The sequence below is a fragment of the Plantibacter sp. MDV22-iso1 genome (assembly GCF_058408345.1).
Genome location: NZ_JBZVDY010000001.1, coordinates 1,047,185 through 1,070,622, shown reverse-complemented (window position 1 = coordinate 1,070,622; position 23,438 = coordinate 1,047,185). Strand labels below are relative to the sequence as shown.

Here is a 23,438-nt window from a genome sequence, read left to right as displayed (position 1 = left end):
TGGTTCACGAGCGAGGCACCCCTGCACCTGGCCGGCGATCGTGGATCCGAAACACGATCGCACCCCTCGGCCCGTCCGCGGAGTTCTGTCGCGCCCCGAGCCCGCCTCCAGCGAAACCCGAGAACCCGTGTCCAGATTTCTGCGATCCCAGGATCGACCGAGCGCGCACGCGCCGAGCCGTAACGACGCCCGCGGCGTCCCGTCCAAGTTGAAGAAGCCCGTGGCGCTCGGCGTGATCGGCGCGGTGTTCGCCGCGCTGCTCACGTTCACCGCGACGGCGGCTCCGGCGGTGGCCGACACGGTCCCCCAGGGCGCCGGCGAGGCATCGACGGTCTCGGCGGACGCGCTGCCCACGGTGCAGATCAACAAGACCGTGTGGTCGCAGGTCGTCGTCGGGAACACCGTCTACGCGGGCGGCACCTTCACGAAGGCTCGTCCGGCCGGCAACGCAGCCGGCGTCGGCGAGGTCGACCGCACCTACCTGCTCGCGTACGACCTCACCACCGGCGTGCTCATCAACTCGTTCGCTCCGGTCCTCAACGCCGAGGTCAAGGCGGTCACAGCCTCGCCTGACGGCAAGACCCTCTACGTCGCCGGTAGCTTCACGAAGGTCAACGGGCAGGATCGGACGCGGATCGCCGCGTTCGACACGGCGACCGGCGCCCTCAAGTCCTTCGCCCCGGCACTCAACTACATCGCCTACAGCGTCGCAGCGACGAACAGCACGGTGTACGTCGGTGGCGGATTCACCAACGCCGGCGGCCAGACCAGGAAGGGAGCGGCGGCGTTCACGAACGCCGGTGCCCTCCTGCCCTGGGCGCCCGTCACCGAGGGCGGCGTCGTCCGCGCCCTCGCGATCGCGCCAGACCAGTCCAAGGTGATCCTCGGCGGAGCGTTCACGACGCTCAACGGCAGCAGCAACCCCGGCTACGGCCTCGGCGCCGTGGACGCGACCGCCGGTGCGCTCCTCCCGTGGAACGTCAACGGCCTCATCCGCAACGGCGGCGCCAACGCCGCGATCTACTCGCTCACGAGCGACGCGAACAATGTCTACGGCACCGGCTACGTCTTCGGCTCCGGGGGCAACCTCGAGGGGGCCTTCAACGCCGGCTGGGCGAACGGCGACATGAACTGGGTCGAGGACTGCCACGGCGACTCCTACTCGGTCGCCTCGCACGGCGACGCCGTCTACATCGCCGGCCACCCGCACTACTGCGGGAACATCGGCGGCTTCCCGCAGACCCAGCCGTGGACCTTCCAGAACGCACTGGCGTTCTCGAAGACCACCACCGGCACGGCCACGGCAGACCCGTACGGCTACTACAACTACGCCGGTCAACCGACGCCGAGCATCCTGAGCTGGTTCCCGGACTTCACTCCCGGTACCGCGACCAACCAGAACCAGGGTCCGTGGAGCGTCGCGGCGAGCACGAACTACGTCGTCTACGGCGGGGAGTTCCTCGCCGTCAACAACAAGTCGCAGCAGGGACTGGTCCGGTTCGCGACGAAGGCGGTCGCACCGAACCTCGAGGGTCCGAAGCTCAAGGGGAGTGCGTTCCCGGTCACCGCTGTCTCGCTCGCCAGCGGCACCGTGCGCGTCTCCTGGAAGACGAACAACGACCGCGACAACGAACTCCTCAAGTACGAGCTGATCCGCAACAACCAGACGGCGACGCCGATCATGACGAAGTCCGTGCGCTCGACCTTCTGGAAGGTCAGCAACCTCATGTACACCGACAGCGGCCTGACGCCGGGGACGACCGTCAACTACCGCGTCAAGGTGACCGATCCGCTCGGCAACTCGACGATGAGTGACAACGTCCCGGTGACCGTGTCCGCCGACGGCTCCACCTCGGCGTACGCGCAGGCCGTCCTCGCGTCCGGTCCCACGTCGTTCTGGCCGCTCGGCGAGGCCAGCGGCACCACCGGCTACGACTGGGCCACCGGCGACGACCTGACGCTGACGAGCAACACGACGCGCGGGACGGCGGGTGCGATCATCGGCTCGAACACGACCGCGACCACGTTCGCCGGCACGAGCGACAGCGCAGCCTCGACCACGACGGCGCAGCACGCGCCGAACACCTTCACCGCTGAGACCTGGATCAAGACGACCACCGACCATGGCGGCAAGATCCTCGGCTTCGGCGGGAACTCCACCGGGACCTCCGGGAACTACGACCGCATGATCTTCATGAACAACGACGGGCGCCTGATGTTCGGTGTCTACCCGGGCACCGTCCGGACCGTCCAGTCAGCGAAGGCGTACAACGACGGCGAGTGGCACCACGTGGTCGCGACGCTCGGCGCCAACGGCATGCAGCTCTTCGTGGACGGCAAGAAGCTCGACAGCCGCACCGACACGACGAGCGGCCAGGACTTCACCGGCTACTGGCGGGTCGGCGGCGACAACCTCGGCGGTTGGCCGGGCTCGCGCTCGAGCGACTACTTCGCCGGCGCGATCGATGACACCGCGATCTACCCGACGGTCCTCGACCGCGACACGATCGTGAACCACTACGTGGCCTCCGGCCGGACCTCGCCGGTCCCGGCTGCTCCCACCGACGCCTACGGTGCAGCGGTGTTCAACCTCGACCCGACGTCCTACTGGCGCTTCGATGAGACGACCGGCACCACGGCGAAGGACTCCGGCCGGAACGACAGCCCCGCCACCTACTACGGTGCCGTCGGGAAGGACCAGAACGGTGCGCTCGCCGGCGTCGCCGGGAACCGCTCCGCACAGTTCGGTCCCGATGGGGCAGGTGTCGCCAGCGACACCGCTTACTCAAACCCGACGAGCTACGCGCTCGAGGCCTGGTTCAACACCACGACCACCAACGGTGGCAAGATCGTCGGCTTCGGTTCCAACCAGCAGGGCGGTTCCGGCGGCTACGACCGGCACATCTACATGGAGAACGGCGGCCAGCTCACCTTCGGCACCTGGACCGGTCAGACCAACACGATCACGACCCAGTCCGCCTACAACGACGGGGCCTGGCACCACGTCGTGGCACAGCAGTCGTCGGCGGGCATGAAGCTCTACGTCGACGGTGTCCTCCAGGGGACCAACCCGCAGACGAGTGCTCAGGACTACACCGGGTACTGGCGCGTGGGCTCCGACACGACTTGGGGTGGAACGGCCGGCACCTTCACCGGACGCATCGACGAGGTGGCCGTCTACGCGCAGCCGCTCACCGCGGCGCAGGTCACCCAGCACCACGACCTCGGGCTCGACATCCTGCCGAACGTCGCTCCGACCGCCGGCTTCGCCGTCACGAACACCGACCTCACCGCGCACCTCGATGCGTCGAGCTCGGTCGACTCCGACGGGACCATCGCGTCCTACGCCTGGGACTTCGGCGACGGCACCACCGGCACCGGCGTGACGACCGATCACACCTACGCCGCGGCCGGCACCTACACGGTGACGCTCACGGTGACCGACAACCGCGGCGGAACCGGGACCCTGCAGCACCCGGCGACCGTCGTCGCACCGAACGTCGCCCCCACGGCGTCGTTCACCGCGACCATCGCGAACCTGGGGGTCCAGTTCGACGCCTCGGCATCGAGCGACTCCGACGGAACGATCGCCTCGTACGCCTGGAACTTCGGCGACGGCACGACCGGGACCGGCGTCAACCCGAGTCACACGTACGCCTCGGCGGGCTCGTTCACCGTCCACCTGACGGTGACCGACGACAAGGGGCTCCTCGGAGAGACGAGCCAGGCGGTCGTGACGACCGTCCCGGTGAACCAGCCCCCGGTCGCCGCCTTCACCCCGACCGCATCGGGCCTCACGGTCACGGTCGACGGCTCGGCGTCGAGCGACCCGGACGGGACGATCGCCTCCTACGCGTGGAACTTCGGTGACGGCGCGACCAGCACGGGTGCGACGGCGGCACACGCCTACGCCGCCGGTGGGACGTACACGCTCGCGCTGACGGTTACCGACAACGGCGGGGCCAGTACGACGACCTCGCAGGCCGTCACGGTGGTGGCTCCGCCCGCGGCGACCGTCTTGGCGAAGGACACCTTCGCCCGCTCGGTCACCGGCGGATGGGGTTCCGCCGACGTGGGAGGCGCCTGGACCCTCGACGCGGCGTCCAACTACTCCGTGGCGGGTGGCAGCGGTCTCATCTCGACCGCAGTCGGCCTCACGCGGACAGCCAAGCTGACCACGGCCGGCGCCACGGACACCGAGACGCAGGTCCGCCTGTCCTTCGACAAGAGCTCGACCGGCGGCGGGAACTACGCCTCGGTCATGGGTCGCGTCGTCGGCGCCGACAGCTACGCCGCGCGGATCTGGATCCGGAACAACCAGGGTGTGCAGCTCCAACTGATGAACGGGAACACGATCCTCAAGGCGGTGAACATCGACGGTCTGACCTACTTGCCCGGTACCCAGCTGCAGGTCCGGTTCCAAGCCGTCGGGACCTCGCCGACCGAGCTCAAGGCCAAGGTCTGGGCGATCGGATCGACCGAGCCCACCGCCTGGCAGCTGACGGCCACGGACAGCACCGCGGCCCTGCAGGCGGCCGGCTCGGTGAGCCTCCGCTCGTACATCTCGGGCACCGCCACCGGCGGCACCGTGGTGACGCGCTTCGGCAACCTGATCGCGCAGCCCTCCGGCTCGGTCACGGCGCCGCCGGCGAACGTGCCGCCCACCGCGGCGTTCACGCAGGCGGCGACGTTCCTGACCGCCTCCTTCGACGCTTCGACGTCGACCGACTCGGACGGCTCCATCGCGTCCTACGTCTGGGACTTCGGGGACGGCACCTCGGGGACGGGCGTCACCGCGAGTCACACCTACGCGGCTGCAGGGGCGTACCCGGTGAAGCTCACCGTGACCGACAACGCGGGAGCCTCCGCCACCAAGACCAGCACGGTCACGGTGCAAGCGCCACCGCCGAACGTCGCACCGACCGCCGCCTTCACGACGAGCGTGACCGGCCTCGCCCTGACGACCGACGGATCGGGATCAACCGACACCGACGGCACCGTCACCGGGTACACCTGGGACTTCGGAGACGGAGCCACCGCCACCGGAGCGACCGCGAGCCACACCTACGCGGCCGACGGCACCTTCACGGTGACGCTGACCGTGACCGACAACGCCGGCGCCACTGCGGCGACCCAGAAGCAGGTCACCGTGGCAGGAACGGTCGTCGTGCCCCCGGTCACCCCGGCCACCGCGCAGGACGCCTTCGAGCGTCCGGCCGGTGCCGGGTGGGGGACGGCCGAGGCGGGTGGCGCCTGGACGCCGGCGAACAACCCGTCCGCGTTCAGCCTCGCCGACGGCAAGGCCGTGATCACGACCCCGGCCGGCCAGACCCGGGCCACCACGCTCAACGGCGTGAGCCAGACGAGCTCCGACAGCAGCGTGAAGGTCTCGTTCGATCAGGGACCGACCGGCGGCGGCAACTACGTCTCGGTGATCGGCCGTCAGGTCGGCTCGGCGAACTACGCGGCGCGGGTGTGGATCCGCTCGAACAGCGGGGTGCAGCTGCAGCTCCTGCAGGGCGGCACCACCCTGTCCGCCGTGAACATCGCCGACCTGGTGTACGTCCCCGGCCAGCAGATGCAGGTCCGTCTGCAGGTGTTCGGCACCTCGCCCACCACGGTGCGTGCGAAGGTCTGGGCGGCCGGGACGACCGAACCGACGAACTGGCAGCTGACGAGCGTCGACTCGACGGCGGCGCTGCAGGCTCCAGGCACCGTCGGACTGAGCCAGTACATCTCGGGCACCGCGACCAACGGGCCGATCATCGCCCGGTTCGACGAGTACCTCGTCAAGCCGACGGTCTAGTCCACCGCGGGTGAACGGCCGGTCGTCCTTCGGGACGGCCGGCCGTTCGACGTGCGGGGAGGCGTCCACGCGCAGCGGCGACGCCGAGGCGATGGCCTGGCTGCGTGACCGCGTGCGTCAGCGTCCGCGCGCGGCGGCCTTCGAGAGCCGGAGCCCGTCGACGACCCCGCGGACGCCCGCACGGAGGGGGCTGCGGGTGCTGAGGAACTGCCGACGACCGCCCTGCAGGAGCACGGACCAGGCCACGGGGATGGTCGAGCGTCTCCAGGCCCGCACCTCGGCCGGCGAGAGATGTTCGGCCGCGTAGACGAGACGGTTCCGGATGTTGAAGTAGTAGTAGGTCGTCGACTTGGCACGCGCCGAGGCGGCGTCCGAGCGGTCGTGGGTGCCGCCCTCGTCGTGGACGGCGGTGGCCTCCTCGACGACGGCCAGCGAGCCGCCGACGGCGACGACGCGGTGCGACAGGTCGACATCCTCCCAGTAGAGGAAGTAGGCGTCGTGGAAGCCGCCGGTGCGCTCCCAGAGTTCCGTGCTGAGCATGAGGCAGGCACCGCTCAACCACGGCGCCACGGCTGCCCCGGGGTGGTCCTCGCGTCGTCTCCGCGATCGGATCGTCCCGTCGTGCAGATACAGGTCCACCCCGTCGAACCACAGGCTGCCGTCCGGTCGCTCGATCCGCGGAGCGAGCATCGTCATCGGCTGCTCGGCGCAACGATGCGAGAGCACGTCGAGCGCCTCGGGCGTGAGCGACGCGTCCGGGTTGAGGAGCAGCACCTGCTCGACGCCGAGTTCGATCGCCCGGGCGACACCGAGGTTCATGCCGGCGCCGAATCCGAGGTTGTCGTCGGGCAGGATGACGTCCCAGCGTTCCGCGTCGGCGAGCCGAGTGACGGCGTCGCGGGCTGCAGGGGAGGAGTAGTTGTCGACGACGACGGTCCGGAGGCCGGGTACGGCGCGGGTCAGGGTCGCGAGGTGCTGCTCGAGGAGTGCGGGGTCGCCGTAGTTCACGACGACGATGCCGATCCGCTCGGGTGAACGCACGGGTCCGGTCATGCTGCGTCCCCCCGACGGTGCTCGGACGCGAGGGTCGCCTGGTGTCGTCCCGCACCAGGGCCGTCGGTGCCGACCTTCAGGATGAGGGCGAGCCCCAGGAACAGGGTGAGCGTCGGGACGGAACTGTAGAGCGGACTGAAGAAAAGGTCCCAACAGGTCCGCACCCCCAGGAAGATGACGACGGCGCTCGCGTTGCGCCGTGCGATGCCGTGCCCGAGGCCGTAGATGGTGAGCCAGGCGATCAGCACGGCCAGGGCGAGCCCGATGAGGCCGAAGCGGACCCAGAGGTCGCCGATGGTGGAGTGGACCTCGAACCCGGTGCCGAACATGAAGCGTTCGACGTAACCGTTGTTCGGGTCGTACCCGATGGAGGCCATACCGGTCTTGGCGACCAGCACGTCGCTCAGAGAGGCGTAGGTGCCGCTCCCGTACCCCGCCGGCTGATGGAGGAAGAGGGCGGCGGTCGCGGCGAGCTCCGGTCGTCCGCCGAGCAGGATGGATCCCGACTGATCGAGCTGCGCGACGGTGCGACTCTGGGTCTCCGCGCCGAACACCCCGTCGAGGAGCAGGGCCTGGCCGACGTTGAACACGAACGCCGCGGCGATGCCGATCCCGATGATGACCCGTGCGGTCGACGCCTTGCGGCTCCTGCCGGCGGAGCGCATCTGCCAGGCGACGAGGCAGAGGGTCAGGAGCAGGATCGCGAACAGCGACCGCGAGTCGTTGAGGATCGACACGGCTGCGAGGGCGGCGACGACGGCGACCTCGATCCAGCGGCGGCGGGTCGCCAGGGCCAGTCCGAGCAGGATCACGGTCAGCGGGACCGAGTACTGGAACTTCCACACGTTCGTCATGTAGGCGGTACCGCCCGGGCCGGCGATGACGGCACGAACGAGCAGTCCGAGGCCGTAGAACACGATGATGTGCGACGGCGTCAAGACCGTCCGGGTCCAGACGATGCACGCGACCGACACGAGTGGGCCGAGGAGCACGATGGTCGCACCGATGGCGACGCCCTGGCCGGTCTGGTGGTCGTCGGCCATCGCAGCCGTGAGCCAGAGCCCCGACACCGCTGCAGCGACCCCGCCGAGGAGCAGGGGCACTCCGCCACGGTACCTCCGGAGCTCGCCCATCCAGAGGGGGAGCAGGATCAGGGCCACGCCGAAGCCCACGGTGAAGCCCTGGAAGACCTGGAGGCGAGCGCCGAGGAGCACGAGGAACACGATCGCGATGATGCGGTGGACCGTCGCCATGGTCGGATCGGCCGGCGGTCGCAGGACCGGGAGCGGTTCGAGCCTCTCGTCCGCGGGTGCTCCGACGGTGCCCTGCGATACGCGCCGCGGGCGGGCCGCACGCCACCGCGGGCTTGCGGTCCCCGTCGGGCCCGCCGTCGTCTTCGGGTCAGCGAGCGACATCGACGGGCTCCGCTTCCGTCGCGAGCCGGCGTCGCTTCGCGAGGTCGCGCTGGACGTACCAGAGGTTCGGGACGACCTGGCAGATCGCGACCGCGACCGCGGATCCGACGATGGGACCTGCGGCACCGAGGACGGGGATGAGCACCCAGGAGAGGCCGAGGTTGAGCGGCACCATGAACAGGATGGGGAGGACCTGGAACTGGAGCCCCTTCGCGTCCGTCATGTACATCCCGACCGGGTACTTCGCGGCCTGGAGGGCGACGAACACGACGTAGGAGACGAGGATCGGCCAACCGAGGGTGATCTCGCCGTCGGAGACGAACCCGGCGATCCACGGGGAGATCGCCGCGAGGACGACCGCGAGGGCGAGCCCGCCGCCGAGGAACCACAGCGTCGGGACGAGCGGCGACTCGACGCGCTTCGCGGACCGCGCCTTGGCATAGATCGGCCACAGGGCCAGCCCGGCCGCACCGATCGTCTGGATGACGAGCCCGAAGAGCTGCGTCGCGAGGTTGTACTGGGCGAGTTCCGGTCCGGTCGTCAGGTGGCTGAGCAGCAAGCGGTCGGTCTGCATGGCGATGGGCAAGGCGATCATCTGGACGACCATCGGCCAGGCGAGGGCGAACGCGGGGACGCCCGGAGCGCTGCGGAGCTTGGGCACCTCCTTCATCGCCTGCCAGACCTGCGGCCTGATCGAGCGCGCGGCGAGCACCAGGCAGACGGCGGCGACGACGCCGCTCGCCGCGTAGGAGAGGACGGCGACGAAGGAGCCGCCGTCGAACCCGGTGACGACGAAGAGCCACACGCCGAGGAAGATCGCCGGAGCGGCGATCGCCTGCGTCGCGACCTGGGTGCTTGTCTTACCGACTCCGATGAGGATGCGTTGACCGACGGTCATCGGCAGGACGAGTCCGAACGTCGCGAGGCAGAGGAACGCCGCGACGCTGCCGCCGTCGGGTGCGAGGCCGTTGCCGAGGATCGCCGTCCACAGGTCGAGGACGGTGATGAGGATGGCGACGAGCATGATGACGGCGCCCGACACGGTGAGGATCCGGAACGCCGTCACGATCGAACGCCGCACCTGCAGGTCGCGTTTCGGGTCGTCGGATCCGGCGATGGCGTTGATGACGACGGCGGCGATGCCGAGGTCGGCGAACGGCAGCAGGGCCGGCAGGCTCGTCAGCAGCCCGTACTGGGCGTAGGCGCCGGAGCCGAAGTGTTCGATGATCATCCGGCTCGTGAAGATGCCGAGGACGCCGGAGAGCCCCATCACGAAGATCTTCGCGACGGCCGTCTGGCTGACGGAGGCCCAGATGCCGCCCCTGCCGCGCGCCATCAGCGATCACCGCCGGCGTCACGGAACAGCCAGGTGTCGGCGGCGAGACGGCCGTCACGGGCGGGAAGGTCCGCGAGCACGTTCTCCGGGGTCCGGGTGCTGGCGAGCGTCGCGAGCAGGGCTTCGGCGAGCGCCACCGCGTCGTCCCCCGGCTCGATGACCCGGTGGCCGTGCTCGTCCAGCCAGCCCGCGACGCCGGTCTCGGTCGTGGTCACCACGAGGCAGCCGGCGGCGAGGCCCTCGACGATCGGCAGGCCGACCTGCTCGCGCCAGTCCGGACGTGGCTGAGAGGGCAGGACGAGTGTTCGGCTCGCGGCGAGGGTGTCGAAGATCACGGAGCGTGCCGGGTCGCGGTGGAAGGTGACGGACGGGTGGCGGTCGCTGAGCGCGGTCGCTGCGGGCTCGAGCTCGCCGGAGCCGAGGATGACGAGGGAGGCGCGCGGTTCGCGCTGGAGGACGGTTGACCAGGCTTCGACGAGCAGGGGGAAGCCCTTCCGCTCGACGAGGGCTCCGAGGAAGACGACCTGCAGGGGGTTCCGGACGATGTCGCTCCGCTCGGGCATGGGCGCGGGCAGGGCTTCGATGACCGTGGACTCGAGGTCGCGTCGCGCCGGCAGGACCCGGGCGTGCAGATCGCGGGCACCGGTCGTCCCGTAGACGATCCGGTCGAGACGACGCCACACCCGACCGGCGGCCCAACGCTGCGCCCGGAGTTTGACGCGCGACCGGAGGCGGGCGGGGCGGGCGGACATCGGGTCGAGGTTCTCGATGGCGTACGTCACCACGAGCGGCCGTGTTCCACGGAGGCGTGCGCGCAGGTCGAGGGCGATCAGGGTGCTCAGGGTGGCGATGGCGGTGGACAGTTGGAGCGGCTCGTTGACCTCGAGCGCGGTCACGCCGGAGCGGACGAGCAGCCGTGCTGCGGCCATCGGCTCGGCCTGGACGAGCTCGACGCCCGGGGCGACGCTCGGGTCGAAGTCGTAGCGGCGGCGACGGTAGACGATGCTCGCAGGCGCCAGTTCACGGGCCCGTTCGAGGTGCGCGGTGCGGACGACCTCGTACAGCCTGGCGCGGCGGTGGCTCAGGCGAGCGGGTGTTGGCATCGTTCCTCGGTCCCTTCGGGCGCGTCGTCGGGCAGCGGCTCAGCGGCCGGCCATGGACGGCGTGCGCGCCGCGTCGTTCGCGGCGGGGGTGGCCCCTCCCGCAGCGGGTGGGCCGAGTGGGACGGTGTCCGGAGCCGAGCGGTACGAGTTGTAGCGGTAGTAGGAACTCGTCTCGTCCTGCTTGAGGCCGTTGAGGACCAGCCCGATCGTGCGGGCGTTCGCGCCGTCGAGGGTCTCGAGCGCGCGGTGGAGCTGCTGGCGGCGGGTCGACTTGTAGCGGGAGACGACGATCGCACCGTCGGTCATGTGCGTGAGCCAGAGCGGGTCGGTGACCGGGATGATCGGCGCGGTGTCGATGATGACGAAGTCGTACGACTCCTTGGCGCGGTCCACCAGCTGGCGCATCGCGTCGGAGGCGAGGAGCTGGCTCGGGTTCGGCGGCACCCCGCCGGAGGCGAGGACGTCGAGGTTGCCGCGACCCCAGGACTGCACGGCCTCGTCGAGGGTGATGTCGCCCACGAGGACACTGGTCAAGCCGACCTCGCCTTCGATCTGGGTGTAGCCGGCGATCGAGGGGCGGCGGAGGTCCGCGTCGATGAGGAGGACGCGCGGCGCGCGTTCGGTCATCGCGAGGGCGAGACCGAGCGCGACGGTGCTCTTGCCCTCACCGGGGAGTGCTGAGGTGACGATGACGGAGGTGATCCGTTCGTCGACGTCGGCGAAACTGAGGTTCGTCGCGAGGCTCCGGAAGCCCTCGGCGATCATGCCGTTCGGGTTTCGCATCATGGCCTGCGTCGGCAGCTCGCCCTTCCGTGTGCGGGCGACCGTGGTGAGGACGGGGGTGTCGGAGACCTGCTGCAGCTCGCGCAGCGACCGGATCCTCGTGTCGAGGAGCTCCCGGCCGAACGCGTACAGGACGCCGATGAGCAGGCCGCCGAGTCCGCCTCCGGCGACGAGGAGTTTGGTGTTGGGCGCGAAGGCGAAGATGGGGAGCTTGGCCGGCGCGATGATCGTGAGCTGGACGGCCGGGCGGTCCTGATCGTCCCTCGGGGAGATGCCGTCCACCGCGGAGGACAGGGAGTTCGCCACGGCGGCGGCGATGCTCTGCGCCTGCTCGGCGCTCGTCGACACTGCGGAGATCTCGACGATCACCGTGTTGAGGGGCGCGTCGGCGGTGACCGCTTCCGCGAGGTCCTGGACGCTCATGTCGAGACCGAGCTCGTTGATGACCGGCTCGAGCACGATCGGGGAGGACGCGAGGACGGCGTAGGACTGCACGAGGTTCTGCACGTAGGTGGATCCCTGGACCAGTTCGGTCGTGGAGTTGCCGGCCTCGGTGGTCACGAACACGCTCGTCGTGGAACGGTACTGCGGTGCCATCGTCTGTGCGAAGACGTAGGCTCCGGTCGCGCCGACGAGTGCGAGCACCACGATGACGATCCACTGCTTGCGCAGCGTTGCGATGTAGTCGCCGAGATCCATCTGACTCCCCCTGGTTTGTTGACACCCAACACCTCAGCGTACCGACGATTTCCCGGTTTATCAGGGGAAAGACGCCCCCACTCAGGGGGGTACGGGCCGTTTGATGACCCCCAGTCCGAGGGTGTCCACCCCCGCGGATGACCCCCGTTCGACGGGGTTCAGGGCGGTCTCCTTCGGTGTCGGTCAAGGGGGTGTGGCGCTCACGCTACGATTGTCGGAATTCTTCCCCCGAGCGAAAACCGAAGGACGTCATGGCGCGGATCCTCGTAGTGTGCAGTGCCAACGTCTGTCGCTCCCCGCTCGCGGAACAGCTCCTCCAAGCCCGGTTCTCGACCATTCCCGGCTTCGACCGCCTCGTCTGCTCGAGCGCCGGCATCGAGGTCAGTCGCGGGCACGAGATGTGCGCTGACGCGGCCGCGATCCTCGGCCTGCCGGCGGAGGGGCCGAAGGCGTCAGCTCATCGTGCACGCCGCGTCACCAAGTCGATGATCGGTGGTGCGGGGCTCGTGCTGACCGCGAGCCGCGCCGAGCGCTCCGCCCTCGCCAAACTCTCTCCCGAGGCCCGTTCGAAGGTCTTCACCCTCCGCGAGGCGGCAGCGCTCGCCGAAGCGCCCGACCAGGCGATCGCCACCTGGCGACCCGGTGCCGGCACGACGGCCGATCAGCGTCTGTCCGACCTGGCGGCCCTGCTCAACGCCCGTCGAGGTCTCGCTCCTGCTCCGAAGCCGGAGCGCACCGGGCTGTTCGCGCGATTCGGGAGCGACGTCGACCCGCTCGACATCGCCGACGGACACAACCTCGGCAAGCGGGCGCACCGGGCGACCCTGCGGTCCGTCCAGCGCTCGGTCGAGCGGTTCGGCGCCGCTGTGGAAGCCCTCGCGCGGTAGCGGTTCGAGGGTCATCACTACCCCTGTCTTTGGGGGTACGCAGGGCGCGATTTTCCCGTTTTCCGACGAATGTTGGGCGGTAGGCTCTTCAGCATTCCAGCCGAGACACGCTCCGTGTCCGCGTCGCCCGAACGGCGCCTGGAGCGATGAGGAGAAGCTCGATGGGGGACAACGCTGCACGGCGTCAGGGGCAGCCGACGGTTCGGATCCTCGGCACGCACGGGATCCCGGCGGCCTACGGAGGGTTCGAGACGGCAGCCGAGAACATCGCCGTCTTCCTCCGGGATCAGGGCTGGCGCGTCATCGTGTACTGCCAGTCCGACGGCGACGGGCCGATCGTCGAGGACGACTGGCGCGGCATCGAACGCGTGACGATCCCCGTCGGTCCGGACGGGTGGAAGGGCACCTCGCTGTTCGACCTGAAGTCGATCGGACACGCCTCGCGGTTCGACGACGTCTGCCTCACGTTCGGCTACAACACCGCCGTCTTCAACGTCCTGCAGCGTCTCAAAGGCATCCCGAACGTCATCAACATGGACGGCATCGAATGGTCACGGGCGCGCTGGGGGTTCATGAAGCAGGCGATCCTCTACGTGAACGAACGCATCGCGTGCTGGGTCGGGAACACGCTCATCGCCGACCACCCCGAGATCGAGACCTACCTTGCGAAGAAGGCGAAGCGGTCGAAGCTCACGACGATCACCTACGGCGCACACCGTGTCGACTCGGCACCCGTCGCACCGCTGACGGCCCACGGGCTGACGCCGGGGGAGTACCTGACGCTGATCTGCCGCCCGATCCCGGAGAACACGATCCTGGAGCTCGTGCAGGCGTTCTCGGCCGAACGGCGTGGCGTCACCCTCGCCGTCTTCGGCACCTACACCCCGGAGACGGACCCGTACCACCGCGCCGTCGTCGACGCCGCGAGCGACGAGGTCGCGTTCGTCGGGTCGGTCTACGACCCCGACGAGCTCGCCGCCCTCCGATTCCACGCGCTCGGCTACCTCCACGGGCACACCGTGGGCGGCACGAACCCCTCGCTCGTCGAGGCGATGGCCGCCGGGAACGCCGTGATCGCCCACGACAACCCGTACAACCGATGGGTCGCCGGCGACGGCGCCCTCTACTTCACCACCGCCCGTGACGCCGCCGCACGGATCGGCGAGCTGCTCCAGAACCCCGCCCGCCGTGCCGCCCTGTCCTCCGCCGCGTCCGCGCGGCACGCCGAGGAGTTCACCTGGGAGCACGTCGCCGGCCAATACGAAACCGTCCTGCAGACCTATCTTGGAGGTGCACGTGTCGCACGTGTCTGAAACGAACGCCCCGGCCGCGGAAGTGCCCATCGAGACGGCCCGCGTGCGGGTCGGTGTGATCGGGCTCGGCAAGATGGGCCTCTCCCACCTCGCCATGATCAAGGCCCACCCGTGGGTGAGCGTCGACGCGGTCGTCGACTCGACCGGCTACATCCTCGACGTCCTCGGCAAGTACACCGGCCTCAAGACCTTCACCTCGGTGGACGAGATGCTGGCCGCGGTCGAGCTCGACGCGGTCATCATCGCGACCCCGACGAAGTTCCACGCACCCATGGTGAAGTCGGTGCTCGAGCGCGGTCTCCACATCTTCTGCGAGAAGCCGCTCAGCCTGAGCGCGGCCGACTCCGACGAGCTCGCGGCGCTCGCCGAGCGTCGCGGCGTCGTGACCCAGGTCGGGTACCACAACCGCTTCGTGGGTGCGTTCCGCGAGGTCAAGCGTCTGCTCGACCTCGGTGCCATCGGTCGCGTCACGCACATCCAGGCGGAGGCCTACGGTCCCGTCGTGCTGAAGTCGCGCGGCTCGACCTGGCGGAGCAACCGCAACGAGGGCGGTGGCTGCCTCTACGACTACGCCGCCCACCCCGTCGACCTCCTCACCTGGTACGCCGGCGAGCCGATCGGCGTCGGGGGCACGGTCCTCGGCAGCGTGTTCTCCGAGCACACCGAGGACGAGGTCTTCTCGACCCTCTTCTTCGACGCCGGCGTCAGCGCGCAGCTCTCCGTCAACTGGTCGGACGAGTCCTACCGCAAGATGACCACGCAGATCACCATCACCGGGACCGCCGGTCGGATCCACGCCGACCGCCAGGAATGCCAGGTCTACCTGCGCGACACCGCGCCCGAGATCGAGGGCTACGAGACCGGCTGGAACGTCAAGTACACCACCGAGCTCACCGACGAGGTCTGGTACTACCTGCGGGGCGAGGAGTACAGCGCACAGCTGGACCACTTCGTCACCCGGGTCGTCGAGGGCGCCGTGCTGGGGACGAACTCCTTCACCAGCGCGGCCGCCACCGACCACGTCCTCGAACTCCTCACCATCGACGCGGCGGCAGGCCCGTCCACCCGAGCCGCGACGGCCGCACCCGCTCCCGTCGCGAAGAAGAAAGGCCTCCTCCCATGGCGACGAGCGTAGAGACCCAGACCGGCGCGGCCGCGACAGCTGCCCCGAAGCTTCCCCGGCTCCTGTTCGGAGACAACCAGTTCTTCGGCGTCAACCACATGTCGGAGGAGAAGGCGCGCACCCAGGCCATGCGCTTCCAGGACACCGGCGCGATCATGGACGTGCTCGACGTCGCGTACGACGAGGGCATCACCTCGTTCATGTGCACCACACACGACCGGATCGCCGAGGTCGCGGAGCGGGTACGGCTCGACCCGACGCGGTACGCCGACTTCACGTTCCAACCGTGCATGCCGTACGCGCACAAGTACGCGGACGCCGTCACGGAGAACGGCATGCTCGGTGCGCTCAAGCGCTTCCTGCCTGAGGAGGGCCTGATGAACGCCGCCCTGCGTGGCGGCAAGGCGTTCGCCACGAAGGACGTCGAGGGCATCATCACGCTGCTCATCGACGCCGAGATGGCGATGTTCCGAGGCGTCGAGACGCCGGTGATCTGGCTGCAGAACGTCGTCGTCGACCTCCTGCTCGGTCTCGGGTTCAAGGACGCGTTCGCCATCTTCGACCACCACGTGCGCACGAAGTACCACGCGCAGCCCGGGTTCATCACGATGAACCTGCCCCTGCTGCTCGACGCCTTGGACGAGGCCGGCCTCGACAACCCGATCGTGTGCTCGAACATCAACAAGATCGGCTTCCGCATGTCGGGAGGGATCGAGGGCTACCAGCGGGTGCTCGAGGGCCGCCGATTCCGTGCCGTCGCGATGTCCGTCTACGCGTCCGGTGCGATCCCGCCGCGCGAGGCGATCGAATGGCTCTCCGAGCAGCCGAACATCGAGTCGATGGTGTTCGGCGCCTCCAGCCGGCAGAACATCCAGAGCACGCGACGCCTGGTCGACGAGTTCTTCGGGGTGTGATCCGGCACGAGTCCGGCTGACACGAGGAACGGCCCCTGGCATGCCAGGGGCCGTTCCTCGTGTGGTCGGTGCGTTGCCCGTCGGGGACCTCGCCGTCAGACGCGGACGCGACGGACGGACTCGATCACCTGGATGATCTCTGATCGATAGCGCTCCGGGGAGAAGCGCTCCTGCGCCGAGCGGCGGGCCCGGTCGGCGATCCGTGCGCTCCGGTCCGGATCGTCGAGGAGCTCGGCGACCGCTGCGGCCATGGCCTCGGCGTCACCCGCCGGCACGAGCAGGCCGGTCGCGCCGTCCTCGATGCTCTCCAGGTGACCGAGCGCTGCTGATGCGACGACGGGTCGCAGCGCCAGCTGGGCCTCGACCACGGCGTTGCCGAAGGGTTCCCGGAGCGAGGGGGCGACGACGAGGTGCGCGCGCTCCAGCGCCGGCCAGATCGGCGAGACGTAGCCCGAGAAGGTGACCGCGCCCCGGAGGTCCGGTCGGTCGGCACGGTCCCGGAGCTGCTGCTCGAACCACTCGTACCCCTCGAACGGCGTACCCGCGATCTCGATCCGCACGTCGCGTCCGGCGCGGCGCAGGATCCCGACCGCGTCGAGCGCGATGTCGGGCCCCTTCCGCGGGGAGAGCCTGGCCACGATCGCGAGTCGATGCGGCTCGGAACCGATCGGCGCCGGCAGGGGATCGACATCCGGGCCTGCGACGCCGTTGAAGACGAGCCGGACCTTCCCGGCGAGTCCTGGAGCGGCCGTGGTGGTCGCCTCGACCGCTGCACGGCTGATGACGATGAGCGCGTCGGCGAGGATCAGGGGCGAGTTCAGGGCGAAGCGGACCAGTCTGCCGTCCGCGGTCTCCGCCTCGTGCACGTGGCAGACGACCGGTGTGCGCGTCAGGCGTGCGGCGAGTATCCACCACGGAAGCGTCACGGTGTTGACGTAGACCGCGGTCGGGGCGATCTCCTCGATGACCTTGCGCAGGAAGCGGACGGATCGCAGACCGTCCATCGCGAGCGAGGCGACGCCGCCCAGCGAGGCGTTGGCCCGACGCAGGACGGGGAAGGGGACGAACCGGACCTCCGCGCCGCGGCCGAGCAGCTTCGGGACCAGCTTGCCGTCGGCGGGGAGGGCGACGATCACCCGGTACCCGCGCTCGACGAAGGCGGTGATGCTTTCGAGCATCTGCAGGTCGGACCCGTAGACGTCACCCGACGGATTCGCGATGAGGACCGTCTGTCCGGCATCGGTGGCCGAGGTGTCGGCGAGCTCGTGAGCGTCCAGGGTGGTCTCCGATGCGTCGATGGCGGTCACCGGCCGAGCGCGACGGGCTGGCCGCCGGACGCGGTCCCGACCGAGCCGAGCCGCTCCATGTCACGGAACCACTTCACCGACGCGAGCAGCAGGTGGCCGGCGTTGGCGAGGAACATGAGGGTGTAGGCGGCGAAGAACACCTGCGGGGCACCCAGGAGCACGAAGATCAGGCAGAGGAAGCCGTAGTCGGTCGGGATGACGAGCAGCGAGCGCAGGATGGTGCTGTGGCCGTTCTCAGGAGCCGGGTCGGCACCGTAGACGCGCTTGAGCTGCTCGTTGAGGATGATCGCGAAGAACGCGACGGCCGCCACGACGCAGTAGCCGATGGGGATGAGCAACAGCGCAGGGGTCGGCAGCTCGAAGAACCGGAAGGCACTGATGAGGACGGCGAGGTGGAGGGACGAGATCTTCGTCGCATCGATGACGTGGTCGAGCCACTCACCGGACGGTGATCCGCCGCCGCGCAGTCGCGCGACCTGGCCGTCGGCCGAGTCGAAGGCGTACCCGATCGCGAGACAGAGCCACACGCCGACACCGAGACCGATGCTCGGCGGCAGGGTCGCGAGCATGATGATGCCGCTGAACGTGAAGACCGCACTGATCACGGTGACCATGTTCGGCGTGAGACCGAGCTGGTACGCCGCCGCGGCGAGGTAGCGACCCGCCTTGCGGTTGACGTAGATCGAGTACGCCGGAGCGCCTCGCGTCCGCTTCTTCTGTGCACCGGCGAGACGGGCGACGATGTCGGAGTACCGCTCGGCGACGTCGGGGTCTTCCGTGGGCTGAGTCATGGGGGCAGTTCGGGTCATGCCGGTCCTTGTGTTCTCATGTGGGCGCTGCAGGCGATCGCTGATTCGGGTGAGCGGTCGTGAGCGGTCGGGCGACGAAGGCGCGCCCGGGTTCGGGTGTTCCGCGACCGGTCGGGTACCGGGTCGCGGGAATCGTGGCGAGGCGCGCACGGTGCCGGACGTGATGCGCCGACGGCTCGGGTAAGTCGTCGCTGCAGTGCGTCGCGGGCGGGTTCGGGTGTGCGGGTCTTGCCAGTGAGCAGCTGTGCGATCGAGCCGTTTTCGGGTGACTCGCCGTGCGACTGCGGGCGGTGATGGTGACGACTGTATCGAAGTGTTGCCCCCTCTGGAAGGGGATTTGTCCTCTTTTCGCAGGACACCCCTCGCTTTGGGGGCATCACCGACAGAAGTCCTGACATCAGTACGCGCCGACCGGTTTGAGCACGACCTTGACGGTCTGCCACATGATCATCAGGTCGCCCGTGATGGACCAGTTCTCGACGTAGTAGAGGTCCAGGCGGACGCTCTCCTCCCACGTCAGGTCGGAACGTCCGGAGACCTGCCACATGCCCGTGAGGCCCGGCTTGATGTGCAGACGCCGGTGGACGTCCTTCTCGTACTCGGCGACCTCGCTCGCGAGCGGCGGCCGGGGCCCGACGAGACTCATGTCGCCGGTGAGGATGTTCCACAGCTGTGGCAACTCGTCGAGGGAGTACTTGCGCAGGATGCGACCGACGCGGGTGACGCGCGGGTCGTTCCTCATCTTGAAGAGCACGCCGTTGCCCTCACTCTGCGCCATGAGGGCGGGGAGGACGGCTTCGGCGTCGGTGACCATGGACCGGAATTTGAACATCGTGAAGCGCTCACCGTTCCTGCCGACGCGTTCCTGCCGGAAGAGGACCGGGCCCGGGCTGTCGAGCCTGACGGCGAGGGCGACGAGCGCCAGCACTGGCGAGATGAGGAGGATCCCGAGGCTCGTGAGCCCGATGTCGAGTGCGCGCTTCATGATGTGGTGACCGCCCTCGAACTGCGGGATCTCCACGTGGATGAGCGGTAGCTCCTCCACCGGGCGGAAGTGGATGCGGGGCCCGGCCACGTCGGTGAGTCGGGCCGCGAGCACGAGCTCGGTCGCCGTGCCCTCGAGGTCCCACCCGAGTCGGCGGACGTAGTCGCTGCCGCCGTCGACGGGGCCGGCGATGATGACCGCGTCGGCGGTGAGGTTCGCGGCGGCCTGGGCGACGCCGTCGATGTGCGCGATGACCGGGACGGAGGTTCCCCGGCTCGAGAACGGCTCTGCCGTCTCCTGGTCGACCACGGCCGCACCGACGACGGTGTAGCTCATGCTGTGCTGCTTGGCGACCTGTTCGAGGACGTACGCGACGTCGTCACGCCGGCCGACGACGACCGTCCGTGCGGTGTACTCGCCGACGCGACGACGGCTGAGCAGCCATCTGCGCCACATCCAGCGGGAAGCGAGGAGCGCGAGTGTCCCCGCGGGGAGCGCGAGGATGAAGTAGCCCCGGGCGATGTCGATCTTCAGGATCAGGAAGACGATGGCGAGGATGCCGAAGGCGAACGCGCTGGCGTTGACGACGCGCTTGTACTCGGCGACACCGGAACCGATGATGCGGCTGTCCCGGGTCCTGGTGAAGCCGAGGAAGGCGAGCCAGACGAACACGATGACGCCCGACAGCAGGACATAGAGCTGCTGGGCCTCGGGGCCGACCGGGTCGTCGCCGAACCGCACGACGAACGCGGCGGAGACGGCGAAGAGTGCGATGACGCTGTCGGTGAGGATGAGCCAGCGACGGTAGCGCCGCGACCACTCGCGCTGGGTCAGGGACTTCACCGCGGCGGTGGAGGACTCCGCGCCGGCCGCTGCGGCGCGACGGCGTCGGAGGCCGATCGGGCTCGCGATCGGAGCGCTCAACGGGAAGGGGTTGTCGTTGATCTCCGCGCTCACGCGTGCACCGGCCCCTCGGGGAGGAGTGCGGTGAAGGCCTCGGTCCGCGCGTGCGGAGCGGCCTGTCGGAAGGACCGACGGCGGTTCGGGTACGTCGTCATGGGGTGTTGTCCGATGGTGGGGTTCGGGTGCGATTCTGGTGTGCGGTGCACATGGGCGGTTCGGGCCGCCCGCGGAGAACGCGACGTCACTCGTGTACCCACGATCGACCGGTGAACCCGGTCGAGATGAGCGTCCCCCTTGGATATCCCTCAACTGTAGAAAGCGGGGGTCATCGGCGGATCCCCCACTCCAGGGGGGTCACCGCCCCCAATGCTGGGGGTGTCAGGGGTCTCCGACGCGCGATTCCGTCGTCATCGGCCGAGATGACGACGGACCTCGTCGGTCGCTCTCGCCGCTGCCGGGTGGGGGACAGCACGGTCCGCCCACGTCACGCCGGTGATGGGTGGCGGCTCGGCCGCACGCTCAGCGACTACATTGGTGCCATGGATGGAGCGCGCGCGACCGATGGCGCGATCGCCGACGCCGCCCGCGATCCCATGGCCGATTGGCCGACCGGGCGCCTCCTCTCCACGGCGTCGCGACTGATCGAGCACACCTGGCAGCAGGCCCTCGACGGCATCGGGGTGACCCACGCCGGGCTCATCGTGCTGCACCTGCTCGACAGCGGGCCCGCCAGTCAGAAGGAGCTCGCCCGTCGGGCCCGCGTGCAGAACCAGACCATGTCGCGCACGCTCGACCGACTGGAGCGGGCGGGCCACATCGAGCGCATCGCCGCGGTCGACGACCGTCGCCGTCACGTGGTGAGCCGGACGACTGCGGGTGATGAGGCCTGGCTCGCCGCACACCGGCTGGAGGCCGACGTCTTCCCGGAACTCCCCGACGAGGCGGCGTTGCGGTCCCAGCTGCTCGCGATCATCCGTTCGGGCGAGTCCGCCCGTTGGTCGCCCGAGGACGTCGAACCCGCCTGACCTGTGGCCCGACGCGCCCACCCCGGTCACTGAGCTTGTCGAAGTGCCCACGGGGAACCTGCATGATGCGCGTGTCCAGTCGGGGCTGCCCTTCGGGTGTCCGCTCAGAGGCACACCCAGGCACAGCCGTACCCCGTCCGGGGGGATTCGAGCTGGTGCTCCGGGACGAGAGTGGCTAGTGTGATCAAAGTTTCTATTGTGACTGTTGTGACAGGATGACGGCCGCGACCCGCCGAGGTCGCCGTGATCGTGTCGTCGGACTGGAGAATGATGACCCCCGCACGAACGCCCGGTGCGCAGTACGGCCGCCGCCGTCCCTGGCTGGCGATGGCCCTCTCCGTCGGCGTCGTCACGGCGTCACTCACCGTCGGTGCACTACCGGCCCATGCGGACGACTACCCGAGCTGGGCCGACGTCGAAGCGGCCAAGTCGAGTGAGTCAGCGAAGGCCGCCGAGATCACGAACATCACCGCACTCATCACCTCGCTGCAGGAGCAGTCCGACGCCGCGTTCCGCACGGCGCAGATCGCCGCCGAGGCCTATCGTCAGGCGCAGGACGCCGTGACCGAGGCGACCGCCCGCGAGTCGGCCCTGCGCGAGCAGGCCGAAGCCGCTGCGGTCGCTGCCAAGGTCTCGAAGCAGCGCGCCGGTGCGCTCATCGCACAGCTGTCGCGCGGCGGCGGCGGCGACGTCTCGCTCGACCTCGTCCTCGGCGCGGGGAAGTCCGACGACCTGTTGTCCCGACTGTCCGTCATGGACAAGCTGGGCGAGCGGAACGCCGCGAGCTACGCCGAGGCGGTGACCGACCGCAACGCGGCGAGCGGGCTGACCGACCAGGCGGAGGTCGCGAAGACCGAACGCGAACGCCTCGAGGGCGAAGCGCAGACGAAGTACGACGAGGCGGAGAGCGCCTCGGCGGCGGCATCCGCAGCCGTGGCGGCCCAGGAGCAGCAGGCCGACCAGCTCTACGCGCAGCTCGCCTCCCTGAAGAACACCACCGCCGAGACCGAGCGCGGGTACGCGGCCGGCGAGTCCGCTCGTCAGGCGGCGGAGGCGGCGGCAGCCGCTGCGGCTGCCGCCGCGGCCAACACCCCTCCCGCCTCGGGCGGCGGTTCGTCCGGCGGCGGCGGATCGAGCGGCGGCGGCGGCGGTGCGTCCAGCGGCGGTGGCGGTGGCGGCGGCTCGGTCGCACCTCCGAACTCCGCCGGCGTCGAGTCCGCGATCGCCTTCGCGCTCGCCCAGGTCGGCAAGGGCTACCAGCTCGGCGGTTCCGGCCCGAACGTCTGGGACTGCTCGGGGCTCACCCGCGCGGCCTACGGCAGCGGCATCGGGACGCATTCGGCGACGAACCAGTACTACACGATGCAGTCGCAGGGACGCCTCGTGCCCTACAGCCAGAAGCAGCGTGGCGACCTCATCTTCTGGTCGAGCGGCTACGACTACTACCACGTCGCCATCTACCTGGGGAACGGCCAGATCGTCGAGGCGGCCAACGAGCGGGCCGGTACCCGTGTCGGCGGCATCTGGGGCTCCGGCGACGTCGCACCCTACGTCGGTCGCCCGACGGGTTGATCCCATGAGCTCCGCCGAGGTCGACGCCTACCTCGCGTCCCTCACGCACCAGCTGAAACCGGCGGTCGTCCGTCTGCGCGAGGCGATCATGGCCTCGGACACGGGGTTCTCGGAGCACCTGAAGTGGAAGGCGCCGAGCTTCGTCTACGACGGTGAGGACCGCGTCACCTTCGCGCTGCACCCGGCGAACCGTATCCGGATCATCCTGCACCGGGGCGTGCATCAGCGGGACGACACCGACGCCTTCCGGTTCGACGACCCCTCCGGTCTCGTGGTGTGGGCTGCGCCGGACCGCGGTGTCGTCACCTTCTCGACCATCGATGCGGCGGCCGCCGCCGAACCAGCCCTGCTCGAACTGATCGGGCGCTGGGTGCGGGCCTGACCGAGGTGTCGGGATGCTCCGGG

General features: G+C 69.5%; 16 protein-coding genes. 8 read left to right on the top strand and 8 right to left on the bottom strand.

Going from position 1 to position 23,438, the window contains the following annotated elements:
• Positions 1-127: 127 nt before the first annotated feature.
• Positions 128-5,806: a PKD domain-containing protein gene (locus AC4PMY_RS05115; protein WP_491622136.1), complete on the top strand. Its 5,679-nt coding sequence runs from the start codon at positions 128-130 to the stop codon at positions 5,804-5,806.
• A gap of 117 nt (positions 5,807-5,923) precedes the next feature.
• Here AC4PMY_RS05115 and AC4PMY_RS05110 read toward each other — a convergent pair whose 3' ends face one another.
• From AC4PMY_RS05110 to AC4PMY_RS05090, 5 genes are all read right to left on the bottom strand, one after another.
• Positions 5,924-6,859 (bottom strand): glycosyltransferase, encoded by a 936-nt coding sequence (locus AC4PMY_RS05110; RefSeq protein ID WP_491622135.1) that lies wholly within the window; start codon positions 6,857-6,859, stop codon positions 5,924-5,926.
• A complete protein-coding gene (locus AC4PMY_RS05105) occupies positions 6,856-8,112 on the bottom strand; it encodes a hypothetical protein (RefSeq protein WP_314139869.1) in 1,257 nt (418 codons plus the stop codon). Before AC4PMY_RS05105 ends, AC4PMY_RS05110 begins: the two co-directional genes overlap by 4 nt.
• 148 nt (positions 8,113-8,260) lie before the next feature.
• Positions 8,261-9,610, bottom strand: coding sequence for an MATE family efflux transporter (locus AC4PMY_RS05100; protein WP_491622134.1), 1,350 nt, complete (start codon positions 9,608-9,610; stop codon positions 8,261-8,263).
• Positions 9,610-10,713, bottom strand: coding sequence for a glycosyltransferase family 4 protein (locus tag AC4PMY_RS05095; RefSeq protein WP_491622133.1), 1,104 nt, complete (start codon positions 10,711-10,713; stop codon positions 9,610-9,612). Before AC4PMY_RS05095 ends, AC4PMY_RS05100 begins: the two co-directional genes overlap by 1 nt.
• A 39-nt stretch (positions 10,714-10,752) precedes the next feature.
• Positions 10,753-12,195, bottom strand: coding sequence for a tyrosine-protein kinase domain-containing protein (locus tag AC4PMY_RS05090; protein WP_071259739.1), 1,443 nt, complete (start codon positions 12,193-12,195; stop codon positions 10,753-10,755).
• 251 nt (positions 12,196-12,446) lie between these two features.
• Here AC4PMY_RS05090 and AC4PMY_RS05085 point away from each other — a divergent pair, with 251 nt between their 5' ends.
• From AC4PMY_RS05085 to AC4PMY_RS05070, 4 genes are all read left to right on the top strand, one after another.
• Positions 12,447-13,082 (top strand): arsenate reductase/protein-tyrosine-phosphatase family protein, encoded by a 636-nt coding sequence (locus AC4PMY_RS05085; RefSeq protein ID WP_071259737.1) that lies wholly within the window; start codon positions 12,447-12,449, stop codon positions 13,080-13,082.
• Between the two features lie 161 nt (positions 13,083-13,243).
• Positions 13,244-14,395 carry a DUF1972 domain-containing protein gene (locus tag AC4PMY_RS05080; protein ID WP_079001533.1) on the top strand — a complete coding sequence of 384 codons (1,152 nt, stop codon included), beginning with the start codon at positions 13,244-13,246 and terminating at the stop codon, positions 14,393-14,395.
• Positions 14,388-15,530: a Gfo/Idh/MocA family protein gene (locus AC4PMY_RS05075; RefSeq protein ID WP_197977383.1), complete on the top strand. Its 1,143-nt coding sequence runs from the start codon at positions 14,388-14,390 to the stop codon at positions 15,528-15,530. The genes AC4PMY_RS05080 and AC4PMY_RS05075 overlap by 8 nt, the downstream gene beginning before the upstream one ends.
• Positions 15,515-16,432, top strand: a complete 918-nt coding sequence (locus AC4PMY_RS05070) for a hypothetical protein (protein ID WP_071259731.1) — start codon at positions 15,515-15,517, stop codon at positions 16,430-16,432. The genes AC4PMY_RS05075 and AC4PMY_RS05070 overlap by 16 nt, the downstream gene beginning before the upstream one ends.
• Before the next feature lie 95 nt (positions 16,433-16,527).
• Here the strand turns inward: AC4PMY_RS05070 and AC4PMY_RS05065 are convergent, their stop codons facing one another.
• From AC4PMY_RS05065 to AC4PMY_RS05055, 3 genes are all read right to left on the bottom strand, one after another.
• Complete coding sequence (locus tag AC4PMY_RS05065) at positions 16,528-17,739, bottom strand: glycosyltransferase family 4 protein (RefSeq protein ID WP_491622132.1); 1,212 nt, start codon at positions 17,737-17,739, stop codon at positions 16,528-16,530.
• Positions 17,736-18,530, bottom strand: a complete 795-nt coding sequence (locus AC4PMY_RS05060; RefSeq protein WP_071259728.1) for a CDP-alcohol phosphatidyltransferase family protein — start codon at positions 18,528-18,530, stop codon at positions 17,736-17,738. Before AC4PMY_RS05060 ends, AC4PMY_RS05065 begins: the two co-directional genes overlap by 4 nt.
• A 415-nt stretch (positions 18,531-18,945) precedes the next feature.
• Entirely contained in the window at positions 18,946-20,490 is a 1,545-nt protein-coding gene (locus tag AC4PMY_RS05055) for a sugar transferase (RefSeq protein ID WP_254773563.1), read from the bottom strand.
• 485 nt (positions 20,491-20,975) lie between these two features.
• Between AC4PMY_RS05055 and AC4PMY_RS05050 the strand changes: the two genes are divergently transcribed.
• From AC4PMY_RS05050 to AC4PMY_RS05040, 3 genes are all read left to right on the top strand, one after another.
• Positions 20,976-21,461 carry a MarR family winged helix-turn-helix transcriptional regulator gene (locus AC4PMY_RS05050; RefSeq protein WP_254773562.1) on the top strand — a complete coding sequence of 162 codons (486 nt, stop codon included), beginning with the start codon at positions 20,976-20,978 and terminating at the stop codon, positions 21,459-21,461.
• A gap of 270 nt (positions 21,462-21,731) precedes the next feature.
• Positions 21,732-23,033: a C40 family peptidase gene (locus AC4PMY_RS05045; RefSeq protein ID WP_491622131.1), complete on the top strand. Its 1,302-nt coding sequence runs from the start codon at positions 21,732-21,734 to the stop codon at positions 23,031-23,033.
• A 4-nt stretch (positions 23,034-23,037) separates the two neighbouring features.
• Positions 23,038-23,415 (top strand): DUF1801 domain-containing protein, encoded by a 378-nt coding sequence (locus AC4PMY_RS05040; protein WP_175116345.1) that lies wholly within the window; start codon positions 23,038-23,040, stop codon positions 23,413-23,415.
• Positions 23,416-23,438: the final 23 nt, after the last annotated feature.